21 protein-coding genes and 1 other annotated feature are annotated in these 23,271 nt (G+C 52.8%); of the genes, 4 read left to right on the top strand and 17 right to left on the bottom strand.

The genetic code is table 11. The annotated features are described in order from the left end of the window. Positions 1-119 precede the first annotated feature (119 nt). Positions 120-1,474, top strand: a protein-coding gene (locus tag RAC89_RS21740) for an IS3 family transposase (protein WP_306615740.1) whose coding sequence is annotated in 2 segments (ribosomal slippage) — positions 120-516 and positions 516-1,474 — 1,356 coding nt in all. Because the reading frame shifts where the segments join, the coding sequence is not laid out codon by codon here. Positions 1,475-1,548: 74 nt separating this feature from the next. Here the strand turns inward: RAC89_RS21740 and pyrE are convergent. From pyrE to pyrR, 7 genes are all read right to left on the bottom strand, one after another. Beyond that, on the bottom strand, positions 1,549-2,205 hold the full coding sequence (gene pyrE / locus RAC89_RS21735) for an orotate phosphoribosyltransferase (protein ID WP_306615739.1): 657 nt from the start codon (positions 2,203-2,205) through the stop codon (positions 1,549-1,551). A 25-nt stretch (positions 2,206-2,230) separates the two neighbouring features. Further along, positions 2,231-2,962 (bottom strand): orotidine-5'-phosphate decarboxylase, encoded by a 732-nt coding sequence (gene pyrF / locus RAC89_RS21730; RefSeq protein WP_306615738.1) that lies wholly within the window; start codon positions 2,960-2,962, stop codon positions 2,231-2,233. A gap of 115 nt (positions 2,963-3,077) precedes the next feature. Continuing rightward, positions 3,078-6,287, bottom strand: a complete 3,210-nt coding sequence (carB, locus tag RAC89_RS21725) for a carbamoyl-phosphate synthase large subunit (protein ID WP_306615737.1) — start codon at positions 6,285-6,287, stop codon at positions 3,078-3,080. Then, the gene (locus RAC89_RS21720) at positions 6,274-7,449 is read right to left on the bottom strand and encodes a carbamoyl phosphate synthase small subunit (protein ID WP_306615736.1); all 1,176 of its coding nucleotides are present in this window, start codon (positions 7,447-7,449) and stop codon (positions 6,274-6,276) included. Before RAC89_RS21720 ends, carB begins: the two co-directional genes overlap by 14 nt. Positions 7,450-7,506: 57 nt before the next feature. After that, positions 7,507-8,793 (bottom strand): dihydroorotase, encoded by a 1,287-nt coding sequence (locus RAC89_RS21715; RefSeq protein WP_306615735.1) that lies wholly within the window; start codon positions 8,791-8,793, stop codon positions 7,507-7,509. A 72-nt stretch (positions 8,794-8,865) separates the two neighbouring features. Next, entirely contained in the window at positions 8,866-9,774 is a 909-nt protein-coding gene (locus tag RAC89_RS21710; RefSeq protein WP_306615734.1) for an aspartate carbamoyltransferase catalytic subunit, read from the bottom strand. Further along, the gene (gene pyrR, locus RAC89_RS21705) at positions 9,771-10,340 is read right to left on the bottom strand and encodes a bifunctional pyr operon transcriptional regulator/uracil phosphoribosyltransferase PyrR (protein WP_306615733.1); all 570 of its coding nucleotides are present in this window, start codon (positions 10,338-10,340) and stop codon (positions 9,771-9,773) included. Before pyrR ends, RAC89_RS21710 begins: the two co-directional genes overlap by 4 nt. A gap of 380 nt (positions 10,341-10,720) precedes the next feature. Here pyrR and dapD point away from each other — a divergent pair, with 380 nt between their 5' ends. Together dapD and RAC89_RS21695 are read left to right on the top strand one after the other, a co-directional pair. Then, positions 10,721-11,434: a 2,3,4,5-tetrahydropyridine-2,6-dicarboxylate N-acetyltransferase gene (dapD, locus tag RAC89_RS21700; protein ID WP_372516643.1), complete on the top strand. Its 714-nt coding sequence runs from the start codon at positions 10,721-10,723 to the stop codon at positions 11,432-11,434. Between the two features lie 84 nt (positions 11,435-11,518). Beyond that, positions 11,519-12,658 (top strand): N-acetyldiaminopimelate deacetylase, encoded by a 1,140-nt coding sequence (locus tag RAC89_RS21695; protein ID WP_306615732.1) that lies wholly within the window; start codon positions 11,519-11,521, stop codon positions 12,656-12,658. A 54-nt stretch (positions 12,659-12,712) separates the two neighbouring features. Here the strand turns inward: RAC89_RS21695 and RAC89_RS21690 are convergent, their stop codons facing one another. Genes RAC89_RS21690 through lspA form a run of 3 tightly spaced genes read right to left on the bottom strand, consistent with a single transcriptional unit; the run spans position 12,713 to position 15,380 of the window. Next, positions 12,713-13,870 (bottom strand): aminotransferase A, encoded by a 1,158-nt coding sequence (locus RAC89_RS21690; protein WP_306616160.1) that lies wholly within the window; start codon positions 13,868-13,870, stop codon positions 12,713-12,715. Positions 13,871-13,894: 24 nt separating this feature from the next. Continuing rightward, positions 13,895-14,845 carry an RluA family pseudouridine synthase gene (locus RAC89_RS21685; RefSeq protein WP_306616159.1) on the bottom strand — a complete coding sequence of 317 codons (951 nt, stop codon included), beginning with the start codon at positions 14,843-14,845 and terminating at the stop codon, positions 13,895-13,897. 1 nt (position 14,846) lies between these two features. Further along, entirely contained in the window at positions 14,847-15,380 is a 534-nt protein-coding gene (gene lspA, locus RAC89_RS21680; RefSeq protein WP_284638772.1) for a signal peptidase II, read from the bottom strand. Positions 15,381-15,477: 97 nt separating this feature from the next. Here lspA and RAC89_RS21675 point away from each other — a divergent pair, with 97 nt between their 5' ends. Further along, positions 15,478-16,242: a TraR/DksA C4-type zinc finger protein gene (locus RAC89_RS21675; RefSeq protein ID WP_306615731.1), complete on the top strand. Its 765-nt coding sequence runs from the start codon at positions 15,478-15,480 to the stop codon at positions 16,240-16,242. A 52-nt stretch (positions 16,243-16,294) separates the two neighbouring features. On the opposite strand, the gene ileS is transcribed toward RAC89_RS21675, so the two are convergent. The 7 genes from ileS to pgeF form a co-directional block, all read right to left on the bottom strand. Continuing rightward, entirely contained in the window at positions 16,295-19,054 is a 2,760-nt protein-coding gene (gene ileS / locus RAC89_RS21670; protein WP_306615730.1) for an isoleucine--tRNA ligase, read from the bottom strand. An 82-nt stretch (positions 19,055-19,136) separates the two neighbouring features. Continuing rightward, positions 19,137-19,403: a binding site (T-box leader), on the bottom strand. 60 nt (positions 19,404-19,463) lie between these two features. Continuing rightward, positions 19,464-19,943 carry a DivIVA domain-containing protein gene (locus RAC89_RS21665; RefSeq protein ID WP_306615729.1) on the bottom strand — a complete coding sequence of 160 codons (480 nt, stop codon included), beginning with the start codon at positions 19,941-19,943 and terminating at the stop codon, positions 19,464-19,466. A 96-nt stretch (positions 19,944-20,039) separates the two neighbouring features. Then, on the bottom strand, positions 20,040-20,822 hold the full coding sequence (locus RAC89_RS21660; protein WP_306615728.1) for a YlmH family RNA-binding protein: 783 nt from the start codon (positions 20,820-20,822) through the stop codon (positions 20,040-20,042). Positions 20,823-20,835: 13 nt separating this feature from the next. After that, entirely contained in the window at positions 20,836-21,102 is a 267-nt protein-coding gene (locus RAC89_RS21655) for a YggT family protein (protein WP_284644848.1), read from the bottom strand. Positions 21,103-21,143: 41 nt separating this feature from the next. After that, positions 21,144-21,572, bottom strand: coding sequence for a cell division protein SepF (locus RAC89_RS21650; RefSeq protein ID WP_284638767.1), 429 nt, complete (start codon positions 21,570-21,572; stop codon positions 21,144-21,146). A gap of 43 nt (positions 21,573-21,615) precedes the next feature. Beyond that, a complete protein-coding gene (locus RAC89_RS21645; protein ID WP_306615727.1) occupies positions 21,616-22,305 on the bottom strand; it encodes a YggS family pyridoxal phosphate-dependent enzyme in 690 nt (229 codons plus the stop codon). 63 nt (positions 22,306-22,368) lie between these two features. Then, positions 22,369-23,223 (bottom strand): peptidoglycan editing factor PgeF, encoded by an 855-nt coding sequence (pgeF, locus tag RAC89_RS21640; protein WP_306615726.1) that lies wholly within the window; start codon positions 23,221-23,223, stop codon positions 22,369-22,371. Positions 23,224-23,271 lie beyond the last annotated feature (48 nt).

Raw genomic sequence — 23,271 nt, 5'->3', positions numbered from 1 at the left:
AAAAGCCTTAATCGATCGCATGAACTGTGACCCGGAAGGTGGACACTTTGAAAAAAGTGCCCACCTTCCGGGTTATTTACGTTTATAATGGATGTTATCAGAGAGGAGCGAAGTCTAAAATGACAGATAGCAATAAGTCCCCAGTAAACAGACGTCGCTTTACGGCGCTTGAAATCAGACAGTTAGAACAGAATCCTAATGTACTACACGTATCAGAAAAGGCGATCACGTATTCACCAGAGTTTAAAATAAATGCTCTCAAGGCATACCAACAAGGCAAACCGCCACAGCAAATATTTATAGAAGCCGGATTTCAGTTATCGATCATAGGTAATCGTAAGCCCAATGAGTGCTTGAAACGTTGGAGAGCAGCTCACTCAGCATGTGGAGAGGACGGACTTCTAGAAGAACGCCGCGGTAAAGGTGCTACAGGCCGAAAGCCAGTTGAAGGTTTGTCTGTGGAAGAACAATTAAAACGTGCTGAAGCGAGGATCAAATTACTTGAAGCGGAGAATGACTTCCTAAAAAAGCTCGAGGTACTAGAGGGGAAGGTGAAGCGCAAGAATCCCTAACCGCCTCCGAGTACTTTGAACTCATTAACCAAACCATTCGACTGTACTCGCTTGAGGGCACGATACGTTTCCTTTGTGAGCTTGCTGGAGTGAGTAGAAGTGGATATTATCGCTGGTTACAAGGTGAAGAGAAACGTCAGGCTAAGGAACTTGCTGACGAGAAGGATTTAGAGATCATTAAACGCCAGTTCAACAAGTTAAAGGGCAAAGCCGGGGCTCTAGTGATTAAAATGCATCTAGAGCAACATGATCATGTGACAATGAATCATAAGAAGATCCGGAGGATTATGCGTAAGTATGGTCTTGTGGCAAAGATTCGCAGACCAAACCCCTACCGAAAGATGGCTAAGGCAACTCAAGAGCATAAGACTTGCCCGAACCTACTTAATCGTCAGTTTGATCAAGGCGAACCCGAAAAGGTGTTGCTGACGGACATTACTTACATCCCTTACGAAAAGGGCCTCATGGCTTATTTTTCATGTGTAAAGGACGGAGCAACCAAACAAATCTTGGCTCATCACCTTTCGAAATCGTTAGAAATGTCTATAGTAGATCGAACCCTGGACAAGCTTTTTGAACGTTTGCACGGCACCATCCACCCGGAGGCAATGATACATTCGGACCAAGGGATGCACTACACACATCCTAGCTTTCAAAAGCGTATACAACGAGCAGGCCTTAAGCAGTCCATGTCCCGTAAGGGAAATTGTTGGGACAATGCCCCTATGGAGTCTTTTTTCGGGCATATGAAGGATGATCTGGATGACACCACCTCTTTAACTTTTGAAGAACTACAAGCCCGAATAGAGGAATACATCCACTTTTACAATTCGGAACGTTTTCAATGGGAATTAAAAAAGATGACCCCTGACGAGTACAGGAGCCATCTAGTAGCAGCATAGTTATGCTAGGTGTTTATTTCAATGTCCACAAACAGGGTTACAGTTCAGCAATTCGATTAAGGCTTTTTCTTTACTTACTTCCCGTATTCGCTTGGATTCGCGCGCCACGCCCGCAGCGCTTCCAGATCCTGCTCCTCAATGCTTCCCTGCTTTAAGGCAACATCCACCAGCGTTGTGTAGTTGGTCAATGTCTCGAAGGGCACTCCCGCCCCATCGAACGCTTCTTTCGCTTTATCAAACTGATAGGAGAAAATGCCGAGCACCCCAAGCGATTGTGCCCCCGCTTCATTGACGGCAAGAGCAACCTTCAGAGAGCTTCCCCCTGTGGAGATCAGGTCCTCGATTACTACAGTCTTTTGCCCCGGCTGAATGGCCCCTTCAATCAGGTTTTCCTTCCCGTGGCCTTTCGCTTTATCCCGCACGTAAACCATCGGCAGATTCAGCTTCTGCGCAACCCAAGCCGCGTGAGGGATGCCGCCCGTAGCCGCTCCGGCGATCATTTCCACATCAGGATAGTTCTCTTTGATTAGCTGGACAAAGCCGTCCGCGATCATCTCACGTACTTCAGGATAGGAAATGGTCAGCCGGTTATCACAGTAAATCGGGGATTTTAATCCCGAAGTCCAAGTAAACGGCTGGTTCGGACGAAGGGCTACCGCCCCGATCTTAAGCAAAGCCGCAGCAATATTTTCCGCCAGCTTCGGGTTCGTACGAATGGAATTAGCGCTCATGCGTTTGTACAACTCCTCGGATATATTATTGAGAAACAGCGATCGCTTCGATTATCGATTCTAAGGCCGCTCTAGGGCTCGCAGCAGCCGTGATCGGCCTGCCGATGACCACATAGTCGGTTCCTTGGCGGAATGCTTCCTCCGGCGTCATCACTCGGGACTGGTCGCCGATCTCCGCGCCGGCCGGCCGAATCCCGGGGGTCACCGTCACAAAGCTAGTCCCGCAGGCTTCTTTAATCCGTATCACCTCAAGCGGCGAAGCTACAACACCATGCAAGCCGGCGGACCTAGCCAGCTCCGCATAACGAATCACGGCATTCTCCACCGAGCCTTGAATTCCGATTTCGCCGTTCAGGACCTCTTGACTTGTGCTGGTGAGCTGGGTAACCCCAATAACCACCGGCTTCACGGAACCGGCAGCCATCCCTTTGTCCACTCCTTCCAGCGCAGCCTCCATCATCTGCTTTCCGCCCGCGGCATGCACGTTAAACATATCGACGCCAAGACGCGTTACACTTTCAGAGCCGCCTTTCACGGTATTCGGGATATCGTGCATCTTCAGATCCAGGAATACATGATATCCGCGTTCCTTCAGGCTTGCCACAAATCCGGGACCGGCACTGTAAAACAGCTGCATTCCTACCTTCATCCAGCAAGAAATGCCTTGAAGGCTTTGTACGAGCGCCTCCGCTTGATCGGCTGTCGGATAATCTAGCGCCACCATAATTTTTGATGCTGCATTCGGCTGACTGGACAACGTGCTTCTCCCCTTCCATATGGTGAAGGCAGTCCGAAGACCGCCTAAGCATGGGATTAGCACAGCCTCCTGAGAAGAATCCCCAGGCGCTGTGCTAATCGAGCCTTGTTACAGCTTATACGTGTGCCGGCATAGCCGTCGATTGGAAGTTAATCGCCTCAAGCATATGCAGAAGCGCATTGACCGTATCCAGCGACGTCATGCAAACCACGCCGTTCTCAACCGCTTCACGGCGAATCCGGAAGCCGTCACGCTCCGGCGTTTTGCCTTTGGTCAGCGTATTGACGACAAAGTGAGCTTCTCCGTTGCGAATGAGGTCAAGAATGTTCGGCGTGCCTTCGCTCAGCTTGTTCACACGGGTTACGCGCAATCCGGCTTGCTCCAGCGCATCGGCCGTACCGCCTGTTGCCACAATTTTGTAGCCCAGGTTGTAGAAGCCGCGAAGAATTTCCGTAGCCTCTTCCTTGTCCTTATCCGCTACCGTAGCGATGATCGCGCCGGTTGGCGGGATTTTCATCCCGGAGCCGATGAGGCCCTTATAGAGCGCCTTGCTGAAGTTCTTATCGCGGCCCATGACTTCACCGGTCGATTTCATCTCAGGTCCGAGGGTCGTATCTACACGGCGCAGCTTCGCGAAGGAGAAGACCGGCACCTTCACGGAGACGAAATCATCCTCAGGCCACAAGCCCGTTTGATAGCCCATATCAGCGAGCTTCTCGCCCATGATCACGCGGGTAGCTACGTTGGCCATCGGAATTTTCGTAACCTTGCTGAGGAACGGCACCGTACGCGAGGAGCGCGGATTTACCTCGATCACATACACTTGCTCTTTATAGATAACGAATTGGATGTTGACCAAGCCGACAACCTGAAGGCCGCGGGCAATCTTCGTAGTAATTTCAATGATTTGCTGTTTAATGTTATCCGAAATGGTTTGCGGAGGATATACCGCGATTGAGTCTCCGGAGTGAACCCCGGCGCGCTCGATATGCTCCATGATGCCTGGAATCAGAACGGTTTCCTTATCGCAGATCGCGTCAACCTCGACTTCCTTACCCAGCATGTAACGGTCGATCAGAACCGGATGCTCCGGATTGATTTTCACCGCATATTCCATGTAGCTGAGCAGCTCTTCGTCGGAGTAGACGATCTCCATCGCACGACCGCCCAAGACGTAGGAAGGACGCACCAGCACCGGATAACCGAAGTTGGACGCCATGCCTACCGCCTGGTCGACCGAGGTTACCGTTCCGCCCGGCGGCTGAGCAATCTCAAGCTCGCGGAGCAGCGCTTCGAACTTCTTGCGGTCTTCCGCCGCATCGATGTTTTCCAGCTCCGTACCCAGGATCCGCACACCGGCTTTGGACAGCGGAGCGGCCAGGTTGATCGCCGTTTGCCCGCCGAATTGGACGATAACTCCCAGCGGCTGCTCGCGCTCGATCACGTTCATGACATCCTCGAAGAACAGCGGCTCAAAGTACAGACGGTCCGAGGTGCTGAAATCCGTCGATACAGTTTCAGGGTTGTTGTTGATGATAACCGCCTCGTAGCCCGCCTTTTGGATCGCCCATACGGCATGCACCGTGGAGTAGTCGAACTCGATCCCTTGACCGATACGAATCGGACCGGAGCCTAGGACAACGACCTTCTGCTTCGTTGTTTCGGTCACTTCATCCTCCGTCTCGTAGGTCGAATAGTAGTAAGGTGTCGTAGCTTCAAACTCGGCGGCGCACGTATCTACCATTTTATAAACCGGCTTGATATTCAGGCTCTTGCGGTACGCACGGATATCCAGCTCGTTCGTGTAGGTGCTTAGGCCCGCCTTCATGCGAAGCTCTGCGATAGCGCGGTCCGTGAAGCCTTTGCGCTTCGCTTGATACACGAGCTCTTCGGTAAGCTCAGCCTGCTGAAGCTCCTCTTCAAACTTGATGAGACCTTCCAGCTTGTGCAGGAACCACCAGTCCACATGTGTCAAATCTTGCAGCTGCTGTACGGTATAACCGCGGCGAAGCGCTTCAGCGATCAGGAAGATGCGCTCATCGTCCGGCTTGATCAGGCGCGCTTCCAGCGTTGCTTGATCAAGGCCTTCGGCATCCTTCAGGTAGAGTCGGTGTACACCGATCTCCAGGGAACGAACCGCTTTGTGAATCGATTCCTCGAAGGTGCGTCCGATCGCCATTACCTCGCCTGTCGCTTTCATCTGCGTTCCGAGCTTGCGGTTGGCTGCCGTAAATTTATCGAATGGCCAGCGCGGGATTTTGGAAACGATATAATCCAGCGTAGGCTCAAAGCATGCGTAGGTTTGACCCGTTACCGGGTTGACGATTTCATCCAGCGTGTAGCCGATTGCGATTTTGGCCGCCATCTTGGCGATCGGATAGCCTGTCGCCTTGGAAGCAAGAGCAGAGGAGCGGCTTACGCGCGGATTTACTTCGATAACATAATATTGATAGCTGAGCGGATCCAAGGCGAACTGTACGTTACAGCCGCCCTCGATGTTCAGGGCGCGAATGATTTTGAGCGATGCCGAGCGAAGCATTTGATACTCGCGATCGGACAGCGTTTGGCTTGGCGCAACTACGATACTGTCTCCCGTATGTACGCCTACCGGGTCGAAGTTTTCCATGTTACAGACGACGATACAGTTGTCGTTCGCATCACGCATAACCTCGTATTCGACTTCCTTCATGCCGGCGATGCTCTTCTCGATCAAGCACTGGTTGATCGGGCTGTAGCGGATCCCGGAAGCAACCGTTTCAAGCAGCTCCTCTTCCGTAGCGCAAATTCCGCCGCCTGTACCGCCAAGAGTGTAGGCAGGACGTACGATGATTGGATACCCGATTTCATTGGCGAAATCGAGCGCCTCCTGCACGGTTGTAACGATCGTGCTTTCCGGAACCGGCTGCTCCAGCTCGCGCATCAGGTCGCGGAACAGGTCGCGGTCCTCCGCCTTCTCAATGGCGGTAAGCTGTGTACCGAGCAGCTTCACGTTCTCGCGCTCGAGGACGCCTGCGCGGGCCAATTCCACAGCCATGTTCAAGCCCGTTTGACCGCCGAGGGTAGGCAGCAGGCCGTCCGGACGCTCTTGACGGATAATTTGGGTAACGAAGTCCAGTGTAATCGGCTCGATGTACACCTTATCGGCCATATTCGTATCGGTCATGATGGTTGCCGGGTTGCTGTTGATCAGGACAACCTCCATGCCTTCTTCCTTCAGCGCTTGGCACGCCTGCGTACCTGCATAGTCGAACTCAGCCGCCTGGCCGATAACGATCGGACCGGAGCCGATAACGAGAATTTTTTTGAGTTCTTTATTTTTGGGCATACGAGAATTCTCCTTTCGATGCTGCAGTTGCCGCTTTTTGCGCTTGATAAGCCGCCGCGATACGGGCTTGTCTGGATTCCTGCGGGTTGTTTTCTTTGTGATCGCGGATCATTTGGATAAAGTCGTCGAACAGATAGCTGGAATCGAACGGTCCAGGGGCCGCCTCCGGATGGTATTGCACGGAGAACGCGGGATATTTCTTATGACGCAGACCTTCGATCGTCCGGTCGTTGTTGTTGATATGCGTTACTTCCAAATCCGTTCCCGCTATGGAGTCTTCCTTCACTGTATAGCCATGGTTTTGGGAAGTGATGTAGCAGCGGCCGGTTTGCAGATCCTTCACCGGATGGTTGCCGCCGCGGTGACCGAATTTCAGCTTCTCGGTATCGGCGCCGCTGGCGAGAGCGAACAGCTGATGTCCGAGGCAGATACCGAAGATCGGGAACTCACCGAGCAGCTCTGCGATCATCTTCGAAGCATGAGCTACATCCTTCGGATCCCCAGGACCGTTGGACAACAGAATGCCGTCCGGTGCGAGTCTGCGGATTTGCTCCGCCGTCGTGTCATGAGGAACAACCACAATGTCGCAGCCGCGCTTGCTCAAGTCACGCATGATGCCGCTCTTGGAGCCGAAGTCAACCAGCACGACCCGTTCCTTCGTTCCCGGAGAGCTGTAGACGCTTTTAGTAGAAACGCGAGGCACTTGATCCGTCATCAAAGTAGCGCCCTTCATTTGCTCCAGCAGCTCTTCCACACGCTTCGTGGAGGTCGTCAGGATCCCCTTCATTACGCCGTGGTGGCGGATCCTTCTTGTCAGCATCCGGGTATCAATGCCGCTGATCCCTACGATACCGTATTCCTTCAACAGGCTGTCGAGCGAATACTCCGCTCTCCAGTTGCTGGGCACCATTTCGTGCTCGCGAACAACGAACCCGTGAATATAAGGACGGATCGACTCGAAGTCGTCACGGGCAATGCCGTAGTTTCCGATAAGCGGATAGGTCATCGTTACGATCTGGCCGCAATAGGACGGATCGGAAAGCACCTCTTGATAGCCTGTAATTCCTGTATTGAAAACAACCTCACCGATCGACTCGCCTTCGCTGCCGAATGCTTTTCCGGTAAATACGGTTCCGTCTTCCAAAATCAATCTTGCCTGCATTCCTTATCAACTCCCCAAAGTTGTTAGTCTATCCTTGATTGCTTCGCCATCGCAAAATTATTCCGACCAGACGACCTTTCCTTCCACGATCGTTGCGGTCGGCCAGCCTTTCAGCTTCCAGCCGGTAAACGGCGTGTTCCGTCCCTTGGAGGCGAACTCCGCAGGGTTCACTTCTTTCTCGGTTTCGAGATCAATGATCGTGATGTCCGCCGTTTTGCCCGGCTCCAGCGTACCCCACGGCAGTCCGAACACGTCCGCCGGGAGCTTCGTCATTTTGTCGACAAGGAACTGCAGCGTCCACTTGCCGGTGGCCACGAATTTTGTGTAGAGCAGCGGGAAGGCCGTCTCAAAACCTACGATGCCGAAGGGCGCGAGCTGCATCCCTTTTGCCTTCTCTTCCTCGCTGTGAGGAGCATGGTCGGTTACGACGATATCGAGCGTTCCGTCCTCCAAGCCCTCGATGCAAGCCTGCACATCACGCGGTGTACGCAGCGGCGGGTTCATTTTCCAATTGGCATCCATGCTGTCGGGAATGTCCTCGTCCGAAAGCAGCAGATGGTGAGGACAAACCTCAGCCGTCACCTTGATGCCGATCTGCTTCGCTTGGCGAATGAGCCGTACCGACTGCTCCGTACTGACGTGGCACACATGGTAGTGAACCCCCGTGGCCTCTGCGAGCAAAATATCCCGTCCGACATGGATCGCTTCAGATTCGTTCGGGATCCCCTTCAACCCGTGCTTCCGGGCGAAGGCGCCCTCGGAAACGGCCGCTCCTTCCACCAGCGTGTTGTCCTCGCAGTGAGCGATGATCGGCATGCCGATCGATGCCGCCTTGGCCATCGCATCCTTCATCATCTGCGCGCTTTGCACGCCGACGCCGTCATCGGTATAGCCGATGACCCCGGCTTCCTTCAGCGCGTCGAAGTCCGTCAGCTCGCGGCCGAGCTCGTTCTTCGTAATGCAGCCGTACGGTAGCACGCGAACGATGCCCTCGGTGCGGGCTTTATCCAGCACCAGCTGCACCGTGTCCACAGTATCGATCACCGGACGCGTATTCGGCATGCACGCAATCGTCGTAAAGCCGCCGCGCGCCGCAGAGCGGGTTCCCGTTGCGATCGTCTCCTTATGTTCAAAGCCCGGCTCGCGCAAATGCACGTGCATATCGATCAGCCCGGCCGTTACCAGCTTGCCTGCTGCGTCAATGATTTCGTGTCCTGTCGTATCCGGCAGGCTTGCGCCCGCCTCTACGATTTGCTTGACGATGCCGTCTTCCATGAATATATGCTTGCTTGCGAGCTCATTCCCTGCTGCCACTGTTTTTGCATTGATAATCCAAACGCCCATGAGAACCTCCTATAACGTATGCTTCCACTTTTTGTCCTGCATCTATCCTGTTGATTTTGCTCTCCGCTTGCGTTAGCTTAAGGCTCTTTCGATAACCGCCATGCGAATGGGAACCCCATGACCCATCTGCGCAAAAATTTTGGATTTCGGACATTCCACCAGCTCGTCATCGATTTCCACATTGCGGTTAAACGGAGCCGGGTGCATGATGATCGCATGAGGCGCCATCCGGGAAGCCCGCTCTGCCGTCAGGCCGTAAGCCGCCCGATACTCCTCCGGCGCTCCGAAGATTGAGCCCTCGTGGCGCTCCAGCTGCACCCGCAGCATCATGACGACGTCGGCCTTCAAGGCCTCTTCGATCGACACATACGGCGCGTGCTCGCTTAGCTCGGCAGCCTGCATGGTCGGCGGCGCGCAGAAGCTCACTTTCGCCCCGAGCGTCTGCAGGGCCCACAGGTTCGAACGAGCTACCCTACTGTGCTGAATGTCGCCGATGATGGCCACATGAAGTCCGCGGAGTTCCCCGAACTGCTTGCGCATCGTGTACAGATCAAGCAGCGCTTGTGTCGGATGCTCGTTGTTGCCGTCCCCTGCATTGATCAGAGGCACCTTGATCTTCTCGGCCAGCTCGGCGAGCAAGCCGTTTGGCTTCATCCGGATCACGCCGGCGTCAATGCCCATCGATTCGAGCGTTCTGACGGTATCGTAGATCGATTCGCCTTTTTGCACACTGGACACCGCTGCCGCGAAGTTCAGCACCTCCGCGCCCAGCCGCTTCTCGGCGACCTCGAAGGAAAACCTGGTTCTTGTACTGTTCTCAAAAAACATGTTGGCCACAAATCGTCCTTGCAGCTGATTCGTCACTTTCACGGGATGATTCTCCCAATAGGCGGCGCGGTCCAGAATGGAGTAAAGCTCGTTTGCACTCATGCCTCTTGTGCCAAGAAGATGCTTCCCTTCTAGCGTTTGCAGCGATGTCATTCGTTTGGCCTCCTCTGTCCGGTAATTACAACCTGATCGATGCCGTCAAGCTCCTGTACCTGTACCTCAATGCTTTCCATCCTCGAGGTCGGAATGTTCTTACCTATATAATCGGGACGAATCGGCAGCTCCCGGTGTCCTCTGTCAACCAGGACCGCCAGCTGAATCATTTGGGGCCTGCCGAGATCCATCAGTGCGTCCATCGCTGCTCTTACCGTGCGCCCTGTATAGAGTACATCGTCGAACAGGATCAGCTTCTTGTTATGCACTTCCAAGGCGTCGAGCTGCTCGCTGCCGGCCGCTTCTTCACCGTTACCGACCAAGGCAGATGCCGCCACTCGGTCGTCCCGGTACCTCGTTACATCAATTTCACCGACCTGCGCGGGAACCCCTTCAATCTCCCGGATCCGGTCAGCCACTCGCTGAGCCAGATAAATGCCTCTCGTACGAATGCCGATCAGCATGCAGTTCTCGAAGCCTTTATTTTTTTCGATGATCTCATGTGCAATCCTCGTTAATGCCCGTCTTATGGCGGTTTCGTCCATCAATACGTGCGCTTCTTGCATAGGTTCCGTTCCTCCTCGCCTGCAGGATCCGTGCGAATTCCAGACTATTACACAAAAAAACCTTGCCGTTTATTCAGCAAGGTTAGAGTACACCAGAGTAGAACCGTCTCTTGTACATACATAAGAACAGGATGCACCTGCTTCTTGTACATTAAGAAACGTCCTCGGATCGTTCACCTTGCCAGCCTCACGGGACTGTATTTAAAGGTGCTATTCGGTTACCAGCATTATCCCACGTTCGACAACGCTTGTCAATAGGATTTGTCGCCCCCTGTCGGAAGCCCATGCTCCAAGCATTGCCAGTCCCGCTCATTTATGCTATAAAAGATGTAGTTCGTGCTTACCACGGCATTATGTACATAAGGAGCTGGATTCGAATCATGTCCATCGAAATGAATACAGAAGAAGTCATTAATCTCATTAAAACCAGCAAAAAGAAAACTCCAGTGAAAGTATATGTGAAAGGCGATCTCGCATCCGTTGATTTCGGTGCCGGCATCCAAACCTTCATCACCGGCAACAGCGGCGTTGTGTTCGGCGAATGGACCGAAGTGAAGGCCGTTCTCGATGCGAACAGCGCAAAGATCGAAGACTATGTAGTGGAAAATGACCGCCGCAATTCCGCTATTCCTTTGCTTGATCTGAAAAACATCAACGCACGCATCGAGCCGGGCGCGGTGATCCGCGAGATGGTAGGCATCGGCGACAACGCCATCATCATGATGGGCGCCGTCATCAACATCGGTGCATCCATCGGCTCCGGTACGATGATTGATATGGGCGTAGTCATCGGCGGACGGGTAAAGGTCGGCAACATGTGTCACATCGGTGCAGGCTCCGTTCTTGCCGGCGTGATCGAACCGCCATCCGCTCAGCCTGTTGTGATCGAGGATGACGTGATGATCGGTGCGAATGCGGTAGTGCTGGAAGGCGTTCGCGTAGGCAAAGGCTCCGTTGTAGCGGCAGGTGCCGTAGTCGTAGAAGACGTTCCTGAGTACACGGTCGTTGCAGGTACGCCTGCTCGCGTGATCAAGAAGGTTGACGACAAGACCAAGTCCAAAACCGAAATCTTGAAAGAGCTTCGCACTCTGTAATAAAATAAAGCAAAAGCCTGAAGGCTCGGCGCCGTACGCCGGGCTTTTTTGCACAAAGACGCATACCGCAAGGAGGACCATGGAATGACTTCGGCTGACATATCCGCATTCGTGCGCATTCGCAGGGATCTGCATCGAATTCCGGAGCCCGGCTTTCTGGAATTCAAAACGCAGCGTTATTTACTGGATTATATCAACACGTTACCTAAAGATAGGCTGGAACTCCGAACATGGCGCACCGGCATTCTGGTGAAGGTGAAAGGAACGAACCCGCAGCGGTGTTTCGGCTATAGGGCGGACATGGACGGTCTCCCGATCAACGAGGATACAGGCTATGATTTCCGCTCCTCCCATCCCGGGTACATGCATGCTTGCGGCCATGATATGCATATGGCTATCGGCCTCGGCATTTTGACCCATTTTGTTCAAAATCCGATTCGCGATGACATCACCTTCCTGTTCCAGCCCGCGGAAGAAGGACCGGGCGGCGCCGAGCCTATGCTGTCCAGTGAGCAGCTGAGCGATTGGATGCCCGATCAAATCGTCGCGCTGCATATTGCGCCGGAGTATCCTGTTGGCACGATCGCCACCAAGCCTGGAATACTATTTGCCAACACCTCGGAGCTTTTTATCGATCTGAAGGGCACTGGAGGCCATGCCGCCTTCCCTCATAAGGCCAATGATATGATCATCGCCGCATGCCAGCTGGTGGGACAGCTGCAGACGATCGTTTCGAGGAATGTTAACCCTTTGGACTCCGCTGTCATTACGATAGGCAAGATGGAGGGTGGAACGAAGCAGAACATTATAGCGGAGACGGCACGGCTGGAAGGAACCATTCGAACGCTGTCCAAGGACAATATGGAACTGGTCAAGAAGCGGATTGAAGCGGTTGTCGGAGGAATTGAGGCGTCCTTTGACTGCAAAGCGCAGATTGATTACGGCGCTAATTATCGTCAGGTGTATAACAACGAAGAAGTCACGAAGGAATTCATGCATTGGCTCGACCGGCGCGGCGACGATGTTCGGCTGTTTGAATGCACAGAAGCAATGACCGGCGAGGATTTCGGATACTTCCTGGAGAGGATACCCGGCTTCATGTTCTGGCTGGGCGTCAATACTCCGTATGGATTGCATCATGCCAAGATCGAACCGGATGAACAAGCGATGGACATTGCCATTCGTGTCGTGACCGAATATTTCACTTGGAAAAGCTCACAGTAAGCGCCCTTACGCAAAAAGCGCCTGCCTCTCTCTCGAGAAGTAGGCGCTTTTGCATTACGTTAAGACTTTCACGAAAGCTTCCAATCGATCCAGTCCCCGCTCCAGCACATCCATCGCATACGCGTAGGAGATGCGAATATAGCCTTCCCCGTAAACCGAGAACGCATCCCCGGGAACGACTGCCACCCGATGCTCCTCCAGCAGACGTGTGGCAAATTCCATGGACGGGATTCCGAACCGCTTAATAGAAGGGAATAAATAGAACGCCCCTTCCGGCTTGGTCAGCTCAAAGCCCATCCCAACCAAGCGATCATAGACGTAATCGCGTCGCTTCACATATTCTGCCTTCATTGCGGCAGCGTCATCCACACCGTGAGTCATGGCTTCCAATGCCGCATACTGACTGATGGAGCTCGCACAGGTCACATTGTATTGATGTGCCTTGATCATATGCTGGCTCACATAGGCAGGAGCAAGTGTATAGCCGATCCGCCAGCCTGTCATGGAATGTGATTTGGACAAGCCGTTGATGACAATTGTCTTATCTCTCATCCCCGGATATGTCGCAATGGACCGGTGTGGCGCGTCATAGATCAATTCACTATAAATTTCATCGGAGATCACGAATATATTTTTGTCTGAGAGCAGCTCAGCCATTTCCTGCAGCTCATCGGGACTCATGACCCGACCCGTCGGGTTGGACGGATAACATAGCACAACTGCTCGTGTCCGTTCGGTTAAATGAGGCTCCAGCAGAGAAGCCGTAAGCTTAAACCCATTCCCGGTGGTATCGACGTATACCGGGGTCCCGCCGCAAAGGCGTACGAGCGGCTCATATCCCGGGTAGATCGGTCCGGGCAGAATGACCTCGCAGCCTTCCTGAAGGATGGTGCGCAGCGTAATATCAAGTGCCTGACTTGCACCAGCGGTAACAATGATTTCCTCCGCCGCGGAATACTGCTGTCCGTATTTCCCCGCAACAAAGGCGCTTATTGCCTGACGAAGCTCCAAAAGCCCTGCATTGGCTGTATAGGTTGTCTTCTGCTCGGCAATGGCCTTTTCCGCGGCGCGCATAATATGCTCCGGCGTCGGAAAGTCGGGTTGACCGATAGTGAGCGAGATTGCGTCCGGATACGCGGCCACCTTGTTAGCTATTTTTCGAATCCCCGAGATTTGAATTTCCTTCAACCGCGGATTGATTAACCTCTCCATCGACTCCATAGGCTTCTCTTCCCTTTACCGTGTTCTAAGAATGGACAGTACTCTCTGCATATCCTCCGGAAGCTCCGCTTCGAATTGCAGCGTTTCCTTGGTCCGAGGATGAATGAAGCCAAGAACGGCCGCATGAAGCGCCTGTCCTTCCATCATGACACCCTTCGCTTTGGTAGGACCGTAGGCAGGATCTCCTACGAGCGGATGTCCGATAAACTTCATATGCACACGGATCTGATGCGTCCTTCCCGTTTCCAGCTTCAATTCCACCAGCGTATAGTCCCCAAATCGCTCCAGGACCAAAAAATGAGTAACGGCGTGCTTGCTATTGCGCTCAGTTACCGTATACAGCTTGCGATCCTTTGGATCTCTGCCGATAGGAGCGTCAATGGTTCCATGCTCATGGGGAACATTCCCATGGACCAATGCAATATATTGGCGGTTGACCGAATGCTCCTTAAGCTGCTCGGCCAAGCCGGCATGAGCCAGGTCATTTTTAGCCGCCATCAGCAGCCCCGAAGTATCCTTATCGATACGATGAACGATACCCGGACGCATGACGCCGTTAATCCCCGAAAGGTCCTTGCAATGATACAGCAGCGCATTCACTAACGTGCCGCTGGAATGTCCCGGCGCCGGGTGAACCACGAGCCCCCGGGGCTTGTTAACAACAATGACATCTTTATCCTCGTACACCACGTCTAGAGGAATGTTTTCCGGCTCTAAGTCCAGCTCTTGGGCTTCCGGCATATGAAGAACCACGGTTTCTCCTGCCGCAAGCTTGCGGTTCGGCTTCACCGCAGCCCCATCCACCGTGATATGCCCGTCCTTAATCCACTGCTGGACCTGCGAACGGGACACATCCTCCTCCAACGATTCTGTAACGTATTTATCGATTCGTTCTCCTGCATCTTCCGCTTCGGTTACCCATTCATAACGGGCTTCCGCGGAATCCGTTTCCTGCATGATATCCATTTTAGGCTTCCCCGCTTTCTTGCTTGCTTTCATTGAGGTTGGAGCCTTTCTGCTTGCTCTCGTTTCGCCATCCCAAGAAAGAATCAAGGAAAATCAGCGCTACCCCGACAACAATTCCCGAATCGGCTACATTAAATATCGGGTAATTGTAAAGGAACGGCTCTCCCGGCCAAGGAATCGTAAAGCGGAAATCCAGAAAGTCTACGACTTCACCGAACAAGGCCCTGTCAACAAAATTGCCCACGGCTCCACCCAGAATAAGCGACAGCGCGAGCGGAAGCAGCCTTTGACCTTCTCTAACCGCTTTACGCAGATACCACACAATTCCGATCACTACAACAATGGTAATGACAATAAAAAACCAGCGCTGATTTTGCAAAATGCCAAAGGCCGCTCCCCGGTTCCGGTGAGAGGTGATCATAAAAAAGTCGCCGATAACGGAAATGGATTCGCCATAGGCCATATTTTTCACGATCATCCACTTGGTGATCTGGTCGATAACAAGCACAATCAAAGCATAAATGTAATATCTCAACATCTCATCTCCTTGATACAAGGATTTACCTAGCTAAAAAATCGTTTCTTCGCCAAAAATAACACCATAGCTACATTAGCAAAGGAGGCGTCTGATCTTGAAGAAGCGTCCGGAATCCGCAGCATCTCATTTAACTGCCGATCAGCTTCAACAATTACAGTCCAAGCTGCTTGAGGAGAAAAGGTGGCTGGACGGCCATTTTGAACAAAACGAAAATTATGGACTCGGCGACTCACAAAGGGTACAGACAGGAGAGCTGTCTGCTGTTGATAACCATCCCGCCGATCTCGGCTCTGAAATGTTCGAGCGGGAAAAGGATATTGCCTTGAATGAAAATGCCGAACGCCATCTCACCGATGTAAATGAAGCTTTGACCCGTATGGAAAACGGGCAGTATGGAGTATGCCGCACGTGCGGCGCTCCGATCTCCTTCGACCGTCTCCAGGCGCTACCAACGGCTTCCTACTGTGTCGAGCATGTTCCCGACCCGCATATGTCCGAACGTCGCCCTGTAGAAGAAGAAATTCTTCAACCGCCTTTCGGACGAACCAGCTTGGATGAGCTTGATGAGCAGAACCAATTCGACGGTGAGGACGCATGGCAAATCGTTGAGAACTACGGCACCTCGAATACTCCGGCCATGGCGGAAAACCCGAATGTTTCGGATAATTACAATGACATGGAGATCGAGGCTGACGAAAACCTCGGTTACGTCGAAGCCTTCGAAAGCTTCCTTGCCACCGATATGTACGGTCAGCACGTTACTGTCGTCCGCAACCGGACCTATCAGGATTACATGCAGAGCGGTGAAGGCTGGGGCTTGCTGGAGCCCGACATGACCGCTGAAGACCGATTCGAATAAATGGAAAGAATACGAGCTCATCCGCCTCCTTGGGCGGATCAGCTCGTTTTTCTTAGCTGTTTTTAATCACACTCGAGCAGCGTTTGCAAAGAGTCGGATGCTCTGCATCATGACCTACCTCAGGAGTAACGATCCAGCAGCGCTCGCACTTCTCGCCTTCGGCTACCGCAACCTTCACGGACAAGCCTTGGAAGGTAAGGGCTCCTTCCGGTACAGCCGCACCCGGCTGATGCAGCGCTACGGCCGAAACGATAAACAGCTGATCCAGCTGCTCAAAGCCCTGAAGGAAGTCGAACGTTTCTTGGTCAGGATAAAGCTGTACCTCGGCACTTAGCGAGTTTCCGATCAGCTTCTCCTTGCGGGCTTCCTCCAGTGCCTTAAGAACCCCGTCGCGAAGCTCCGTAAACTTCTCCCACTTGCTTTCAAGCGCTTCATTGAACAGGCTCTCGTCTACTGCTGGAAGCTCTGCCATCTGTACTGTTTCATATTGTTTACCTGCGATGAATTGCCACACCTCGTCCGCGGTATGCGGCAGGATCGGAGCAATCAATTTAGTTATTGCCGTGAGCGCATCATATAATACGGTTTGCGCCGCGCGGCGGGAGGCATCCCCCGGTGCATTAGCATAGAGCCGGTCCTTGATAATGTCCAGATAGAACGCGCTCATTTCCACTGCGCAGAAGTGATGCACCGCTTGGTAGACCACATGGAATTCATATTTGTCATACGCCCTTACAACGCGATCCGTCATGCGCTGCAGGCGAATCATAGCGAAGCGGTCCAGCTCGTTCATCTCAGAGACGGCTACGCGATCGGCTGCCGGGTTGAAATCATACAGATTTCCGAGAAGGAAGCGAAGTGTATTGCGGATTTTCCGGTATACCTCGGTAATCTGGGTCAGGATGTTATCCGAAATCCGCACATCCGACTGATAGTCCACGGAGGAAACCCATAGACGGAGAATATCCGCTCCCAGCTTATCGCATACCTGCTTCGGATCGACCGTATTCCCAAGCGACTTGGACATTTTCCGGCCTTCTCCGTCCAGTGTAAAGCCGTGGCTGAGGATCCCTTTGTAAGGCGACTGTCCTTTGACCGCTACACCGGTGATGAGCGACGAATTGTACCAGCCGCGGTACTGGTCGGAGCCCTCGAGGTATAGATCCGCAGGCCACTGCAGCTCTTCACGGGTCTCAAGCACCGCCACATGGCTGGAGCCGGAGTCGAACCATACGTCCATGATGTCCGTTTCCTTACGGAAATGATCATGTCCGCATTTCGAACATACCGTGCCTGCCGGCAGCAGGTCCTTTTCCTCTCTTTGGAACCAGGCGTTAGAGCCCTCTTCCTCGAAAATGTTGGCCACATGCTCAATGGTCTCATTGTTGACAAGCGGCTCGTTACAGCTGCGGCAATAGAAGATCGGGATCGGTACCCCCCACGCCCGTTGACGGGAAATACACCAGTCTCCGCGATCGGCGATCATGTTATGAAGACGAACCTCGCCCCACTCCGGCGTCCAGTTGATGCGCTTGATTTCATCGAGCATCGCCTGACGGAACTTATCCACTGAAGCGAACCATTGCTCCGTTGCCCGGAAAATGACCGGCTTCTTCGTCCGCCAGTCGTGCGGATATTGGTGATTAATAAAGCTGAGCTTAAGAAGGTGACCTGTTTCCTCCAGCTTTTCGGTAATCATTTTGTTCGCTTTGTCGTAGAAAATCCCTTCAAAGCCCGGCGCCTCCGCCGTAAATTTGCCCTGGTCATCCACCGGACAAAGCACGCCCAGATTGTAGCGCTGACCGATCACAAAGTCGTCTTCCCCATGTCCTGGAGCCGTGTGGACACAGCCGGTACCTGCTTCCAGCGTGACATGCTCGCCTACCATGACAAGTGAGGTCCGGTCATAGAACGGATGCTGACAAAGCACGCCATCCAGTTCGCTGCCCTTGAACGTAGAGAGCACCTTCACATCGGTCCAGCCGATTTCCTTCGATGCTGCTTCCAGCAAGCCCTGAGCAAGCACATACTTCTTGCCGCTCGTCTCGACTACGGCATAGTCAAAATCCGGATGAAGACTGATCCCGAGGTTGGCCGGCAGCGTCCAAGGTGTTGTCGTCCAGATCACAATGGCTGCATCCTCCGGAAGCTTACCCTTGCCGTCTTTTACCTGAAATGCAACATAGATGGATGCGGACGTTTTGTCCTTATATTCGATCTCCGCTTCCGCCAGCGCACTTTCAGAGGACGGAGACCAATAGACCGGCTTCAGCCCTTTATAAATATAGCCTTTATTCACCATACCCCCGAAGACGCGGATTTGCTGCGCTTCGTATTTCGGCTGGAGCGTAATATACGGGTTATCCCAGTCGCCGCGGATGCTCAGCCGCTTAAACTGGCCCTTCTGCTTTTCCACCCACTGTAACGCATACTCCTTGCAATAATCGCGGAATTCGTTGACGCTCATTTTCTTGCGATCCACTTTTCCGCCGTTGGCGATCGCTTGTTCAATCGGCAAACCGTGCGTATCCCAGCCTGGCACATAAGGAGCGTCGAAGCCCTGCATCGTTTTGAAGCGTACGATAATGTCCTTCAAAATTTTGTTCAGCGCATGCCCGATATGGATATCGCCGTTCGCATAAGGAGGTCCGTCGTGCAGGATGAATTTCGGTTTGCCCTTCCGGCTCTCCTGCACCTTCGCATAGATGTTGATGTCCTCCCAATGCTGCTGCATTTTCGGCTCGGCCTGCGGCAAATTGCCGCGCATAGGGAAATCCGTTTGAAGTAAATTTAGTGTTTTGCCATAGTCCATACTGCTACCACTCCTGATCTCTTCCATAATAACTAATGCTACAGCTTCTTCGTAACAATCAAAAAAAGACCTCGCATCCCTGACTAGGGACGAGAAGTCTCGCGGTACCACCCTGATTAAGACTGCAAGCAGCCTTCACTCAAACGATCGATAACGGGATCAGCCGATACTCTCTACATCGGATCATCAGTTGACAGCGGTTAGCGGCATGCATGCCGGATCGCTGCAACGAGGTTCAAGAGACGCTCCTGGGTGATATTCCACTGCTGCAGGAAGTCCGGGCTTGCACCAAATTCCCGGCTCGCTGGCATCCGCTTGGCAGCGTACTTGTCCCAGTCATCGCTTTGGTTTATGTTAACTCAGGTAATATAGAGGAGTATAGCGAAAATCGTGTCCAACGTCAACTTTCTCAGTTGGATTCGATCTCAATTTTCTCCAAAGTGCTCCAATCCTCCGTGCTGAGCAGCTCGAGCTGAGCTTCAATCAGCGTGCGGAAGCGCGTGCGGTAGATGGAGGCCTGCTTCTTCAACTCTTCGATCTCAAGGGCGATCTTACGGGATTTAACGAGCGATTCGTTGATGATCCGGTCCGCGTTCTTCTCCGCTTCCTTCAGGATCAATTGCGCTTCCTTCTTGGCGTTCGTTTTCACTTCGTCCGCAGCTTCCTGCGCCACAATGATCGTTTTGCTGAGGGTTTCCTCAATATTAGAAAAATGGTCAAGACGCTCTTGAATCGTTGCGAGCTGATTCTGCAAATCTTTATTTTCACGGATCAATGCCTCGTAATCCTTGATCACTTGGTCGAGGAACTCGTTCACCTGGTCTTCGTCATAGCCTCGGAACGAACGGCTGAATTCTTTATTATGTATATCGAGCGGGGTTAAAGCCATTGCTGCACCTCCAAAGTTTTATCCGACTGTATGGTATTGCTATATTCGACAGGAGCCCACATTTTCCTGCAATCCGTAACAAAAAAAATCGGCAAACTATGCATATTTGCCGATTCTTACGCGCTGTCTTCCTTTTTTGGATACTCCCTCGACCTCAAGCACCTTGAACCGGCCGAAGCCCTGCAGCGAGACCACATCCCCCGCTTGAAGCGGCTTGCTGGGATCCTCCTCCTGCTTCCAGTTCACTTTACAGCGGCCTGCCTTAATCGGCAGCAGCACTTTCGCGCGGCTTAGACGATATACATCGCTGACGATTCCGTCGAGTCGCATCGAAGCGACGGAAAGGCTCAATTCTTCCAGCGACACATCCGTAGCGATAAGCCGGTCCAGCGGCAGCTCCTCCGTCATGACATGGGCACGGTGCACCTGAGTCAGGTTCAATCGCATGTAGTCGGCCACTTCGGCTGCAACCAGAAAGTGACAACCGTTCTCCCGGACATAAATGTCGCCGATCTTGTCCCGCTTCAGACCGAGACCTAGGATGGCTCCCATGTAATCCCCGTGATCCAGATCCTTAAGCTTCTCGTCCGGCGACTCGACCGAGATCAAGCGGATTCCGATATCCTCGGAAGCCAGATCCCGATAGTCAGGTGCTATGATCGCCCGCTTGCGCTCCGCATTCTCGTGCCCACCGTCAAAGCGAACCTGAACGTCACCGGATCGGTTCACCAAAGTGGTGACGATAAACGCTTGCCGCGGATCAAGAAAGTCCGTCAGCTTCAGCGCATGCTGCTCCGCTCTCTCCACCCATTCGGCGGCCTTATCGACGAATCGATGTTCATCCGGATGAAAATGTGAGTAAATGTTCTCGTTGTTCAATTTCCTTCACCTGCTACACAAAGAAACCGATGACAGCTGAAAGCCCCAGCTCGATAAAGAACAGTGCCAGCAGCGCTACGATTGGAGAGATGTCAATCATACCGCCGATCGGCGGAATAAAACGACGAAAAATCGATAAATACGGCTCGCACAGCTTCGCCAAAATCTCACCGATAAAGCTTTCTCTTGCATTAGGCAGCCAGGACAGCAATACATAGGCGATGAGCACGTAGCGGTAGATCAAAATCAATGTATGAATATAACTTTCAATGACGTACAAGCTGATCACCTCGTTAACTGTAATAGGACTTCTTCGTTACGTTACTGTTCTTCCCGATGGAGATTCTCCGTAATGGAGCCGTGAATCTCCACACCTTCCGGCGTGCACAGGAAAATATTCGGCCCTAGCTTGGATATCGAGCCATTCAGAGCATACACCGTTCCGCTCAGAAAATCAAAGATGCGCGTCGTGTGATCCGGCCGGGCCCGATGAAGATTGACGACAACCGGCCGGCGGGACCGCAGGTGATCGGCAATCTCCCACGTTTCTTCATAAGAACGGGGCTCGTTCAACACAACGCGGACGCTTTTCTGCGAATGAATGCTGACGATGTTTCCCTTATTCCTACGTGTATCCTGCACAGGGGTTTCGTTTTCCTCCTGCTGCGGCTCGACTACCCGTTCACGCTCAATGACTTCTTCTTCTTCCTGAAGACCGAGAAAGTTCATGAACTTATTCATAACGCTCATTTTCAACTCCTCCTTATTTATAGTACTGAACACCGGATCACGGTTATTCCTTGCCGACCAAAATGGATCCGAGCCGGACCCAGGTTGCCCCTTCCTCTATAGCCACCTCGAAGTCGTTTGACATCCCCATGGATAAATGCGGCACCTCGTAATCCAGAATTCCCTCGGCATTCAATCGATCCCGCCATTCGCGAAGCCCGCGGAATACCGGCCGGGTCGATTCCGGCTCCGCTTCATAAGGAGCTATCGTCATCAGCCCTACAATCCGGAGATGCTCGAATGATTTTATCTCACGTACCAAATCAAACAGCTTGTCCGGCTCCAAACCGTGCTTCGTCTCTTCCCCGGAAATATTCAGCTGAAGAAAGACCTGTACGACGATGCCCATAGCTGCCGCCTTCTTCTCCAGCTCCTTCGCCAATGAAAGCCGGTCAAGAGAGTGGATGTACGCGAATTTACCCACGACATCCTTCACTTTATTCGTCTGAAGATGGCCGATAAAATGCCATGTCGCTTTGTCGTGATACGCTTCCCACTTCGGCTGTACATCCTGCCAACGGTTCTCTCCGATATGGTTCAGTCCTGCCTCCAATGCCGCGCCAGTCGTTGCCAAGGACACGTATTTCGTGACGGCAATTACCTGTACGTCGTCTCGAGCCCTCCCGGCTCGATCGCAAGCGGCCTGAACTTTATGTTCCACGTCCGATATTCTCTGCTGTAATTCCTGTAACAAAGGCCCTTTCACCTCGCTGTCCGCCCGTTCTAACGGCAGGCAACCGATGAGGATATACCTGCGCTACTCCCGTATGCCGATCCAAGCCGCCATCCGTCCTGTTTTGCCGCCTTCCTTCCGATGGGAAAAGAAGTCTTCCACTTGACAGCTTGTGCATAACGTACTTATTTCGATATGAACTGGCATAATTCCTGCTTTTATCATAATTTGTCGGTTCAATTGTTGCAAGCTTAACATCCATTTTCCTTCGGAGACCGGATGATAGACAGATTCCTGAGCCGCCAGCTGGTTGCTAAGCCCCAGCTCGCGCAGCGTCTTATCCACCCTGGTGATGACATTCTCGTCCACCTCATAGCAGCAAGCCTGAATGGAAGGCCCTATGGCGGCATAAACGTCCCTCGGCTTCGTTCCATACGCCGCGCTCATCGTCTCCAGCGTAGCCTTGGCGATTTGCAGCACCGTTCCCTTCCAGCCCGCATGAGCCAGCCCGACTGCCTTGTGTACCGGATCGTAGAAATATAACGGTACGCAATCGGCAAACAGCGCATGAAGATAAATGCCGGGTACGTTCGTGACAAACCCGTCCTTGGCCTGCAGCGCTTTTTCTCTAGAGGAGTTCCCCGCTCCTGCCTGAGCCTTCGCGACCACTTGAATTTCCTTGCCGTGAACCTGTTCGGCATAAGTGCAGGCATCAAATGACGCGCCGATCGCCCTCGCAAGCAGCTGACGGTTGGCGACCACATCCGCGGGATTATCGTTCACATGTAGTCCACAGTTCAAGCTGTCGAACGAATCCCGGCTGACGCCGCCCTTTCGTGAGGTAAAGCCTGCCGTAAGCTGGGGATACTTTTCCTCCCAATTTGCCAGTCTCCAGGTCTCACAGCCGTTCTCCGCGATTGTCCTAACAAAAGGCTCCATCCAGTCCTCCTCCTCCTTGCACCTGTTTTCACCAGTATACCGATCCTT

The sequence above is a fragment of the Paenibacillus sp. GD4 genome (assembly GCF_030846225.1).
GTDB lineage: Bacteria > Bacillota > Bacilli > Paenibacillales > NBRC-103111 > Paenibacillus_G > Paenibacillus_G silviterrae.
This window is presented reverse-complemented; position numbering and strand designations above follow the sequence as displayed.

What these genes read in the sequence shown, in the direction of transcription:
- pyrE (WP_306615739.1), bottom strand. Translation starts at nt 2,205, where the DNA reads ATGAGCGCTAATTCCATTCGTACGAACCCGAAGCTGGCGGAAAATATT.
- RAC89_RS21650 (WP_284638767.1), bottom strand. Translation starts at nt 21,572, where the DNA reads ATGAGCGTTATGAATAAGTTCATGAACTTTCTCGGTCTTCAGGAAGAA.
- RAC89_RS21685 (WP_306616159.1), bottom strand. Translation starts at nt 14,845, where the DNA reads ATGGATATCATGCAGGAAACGGATTCCGCGGAAGCCCGTTATGAATGG.
- RAC89_RS21690 (WP_306616160.1), bottom strand. Translation starts at nt 13,870, where the DNA reads ATGGAGAGGTTAATCAATCCGCGGTTGAAGGAAATTCAAATCTCGGGG.
- pyrR (WP_306615733.1), bottom strand. Translation starts at nt 10,340, where the DNA reads ATGCAAGAAGCGCACGTATTGATGGACGAAACCGCCATAAGACGGGCA.
- RAC89_RS21665 (WP_306615729.1), bottom strand. Translation starts at nt 19,943, where the DNA reads ATGGCTTTAACCCCGCTCGATATACATAATAAAGAATTCAGCCGTTCG.
- pgeF (WP_306615726.1), bottom strand. Translation starts at nt 23,223, where the DNA reads ATGGAGCCTTTTGTTAGGACAATCGCGGAGAACGGCTGTGAGACCTGG.
- ileS (WP_306615730.1), bottom strand. Translation starts at nt 19,054, where the DNA reads ATGGACTATGGCAAAACACTAAATTTACTTCAAACGGATTTCCCTATG.
- RAC89_RS21695 (WP_306615732.1), top strand. Translation starts at nt 11,519, where the DNA reads ATGACTTCGGCTGACATATCCGCATTCGTGCGCATTCGCAGGGATCTG.
- carB (WP_306615737.1), bottom strand. Translation starts at nt 6,287, where the DNA reads ATGCCCAAAAATAAAGAACTCAAAAAAATTCTCGTTATCGGCTCCGGT.
- dapD (WP_372516643.1), top strand. Translation starts at nt 10,721, where the DNA reads ATGTCCATCGAAATGAATACAGAAGAAGTCATTAATCTCATTAAAACC.
- RAC89_RS21715 (WP_306615735.1), bottom strand. Translation starts at nt 8,793, where the DNA reads ATGGGCGTTTGGATTATCAATGCAAAAACAGTGGCAGCAGGGAATGAG.
- RAC89_RS21710 (WP_306615734.1), bottom strand. Translation starts at nt 9,774, where the DNA reads ATGACATCGCTGCAAACGCTAGAAGGGAAGCATCTTCTTGGCACAAGA.
- RAC89_RS21720 (WP_306615736.1), bottom strand. Translation starts at nt 7,449, where the DNA reads ATGCAGGCAAGATTGATTTTGGAAGACGGAACCGTATTTACCGGAAAA.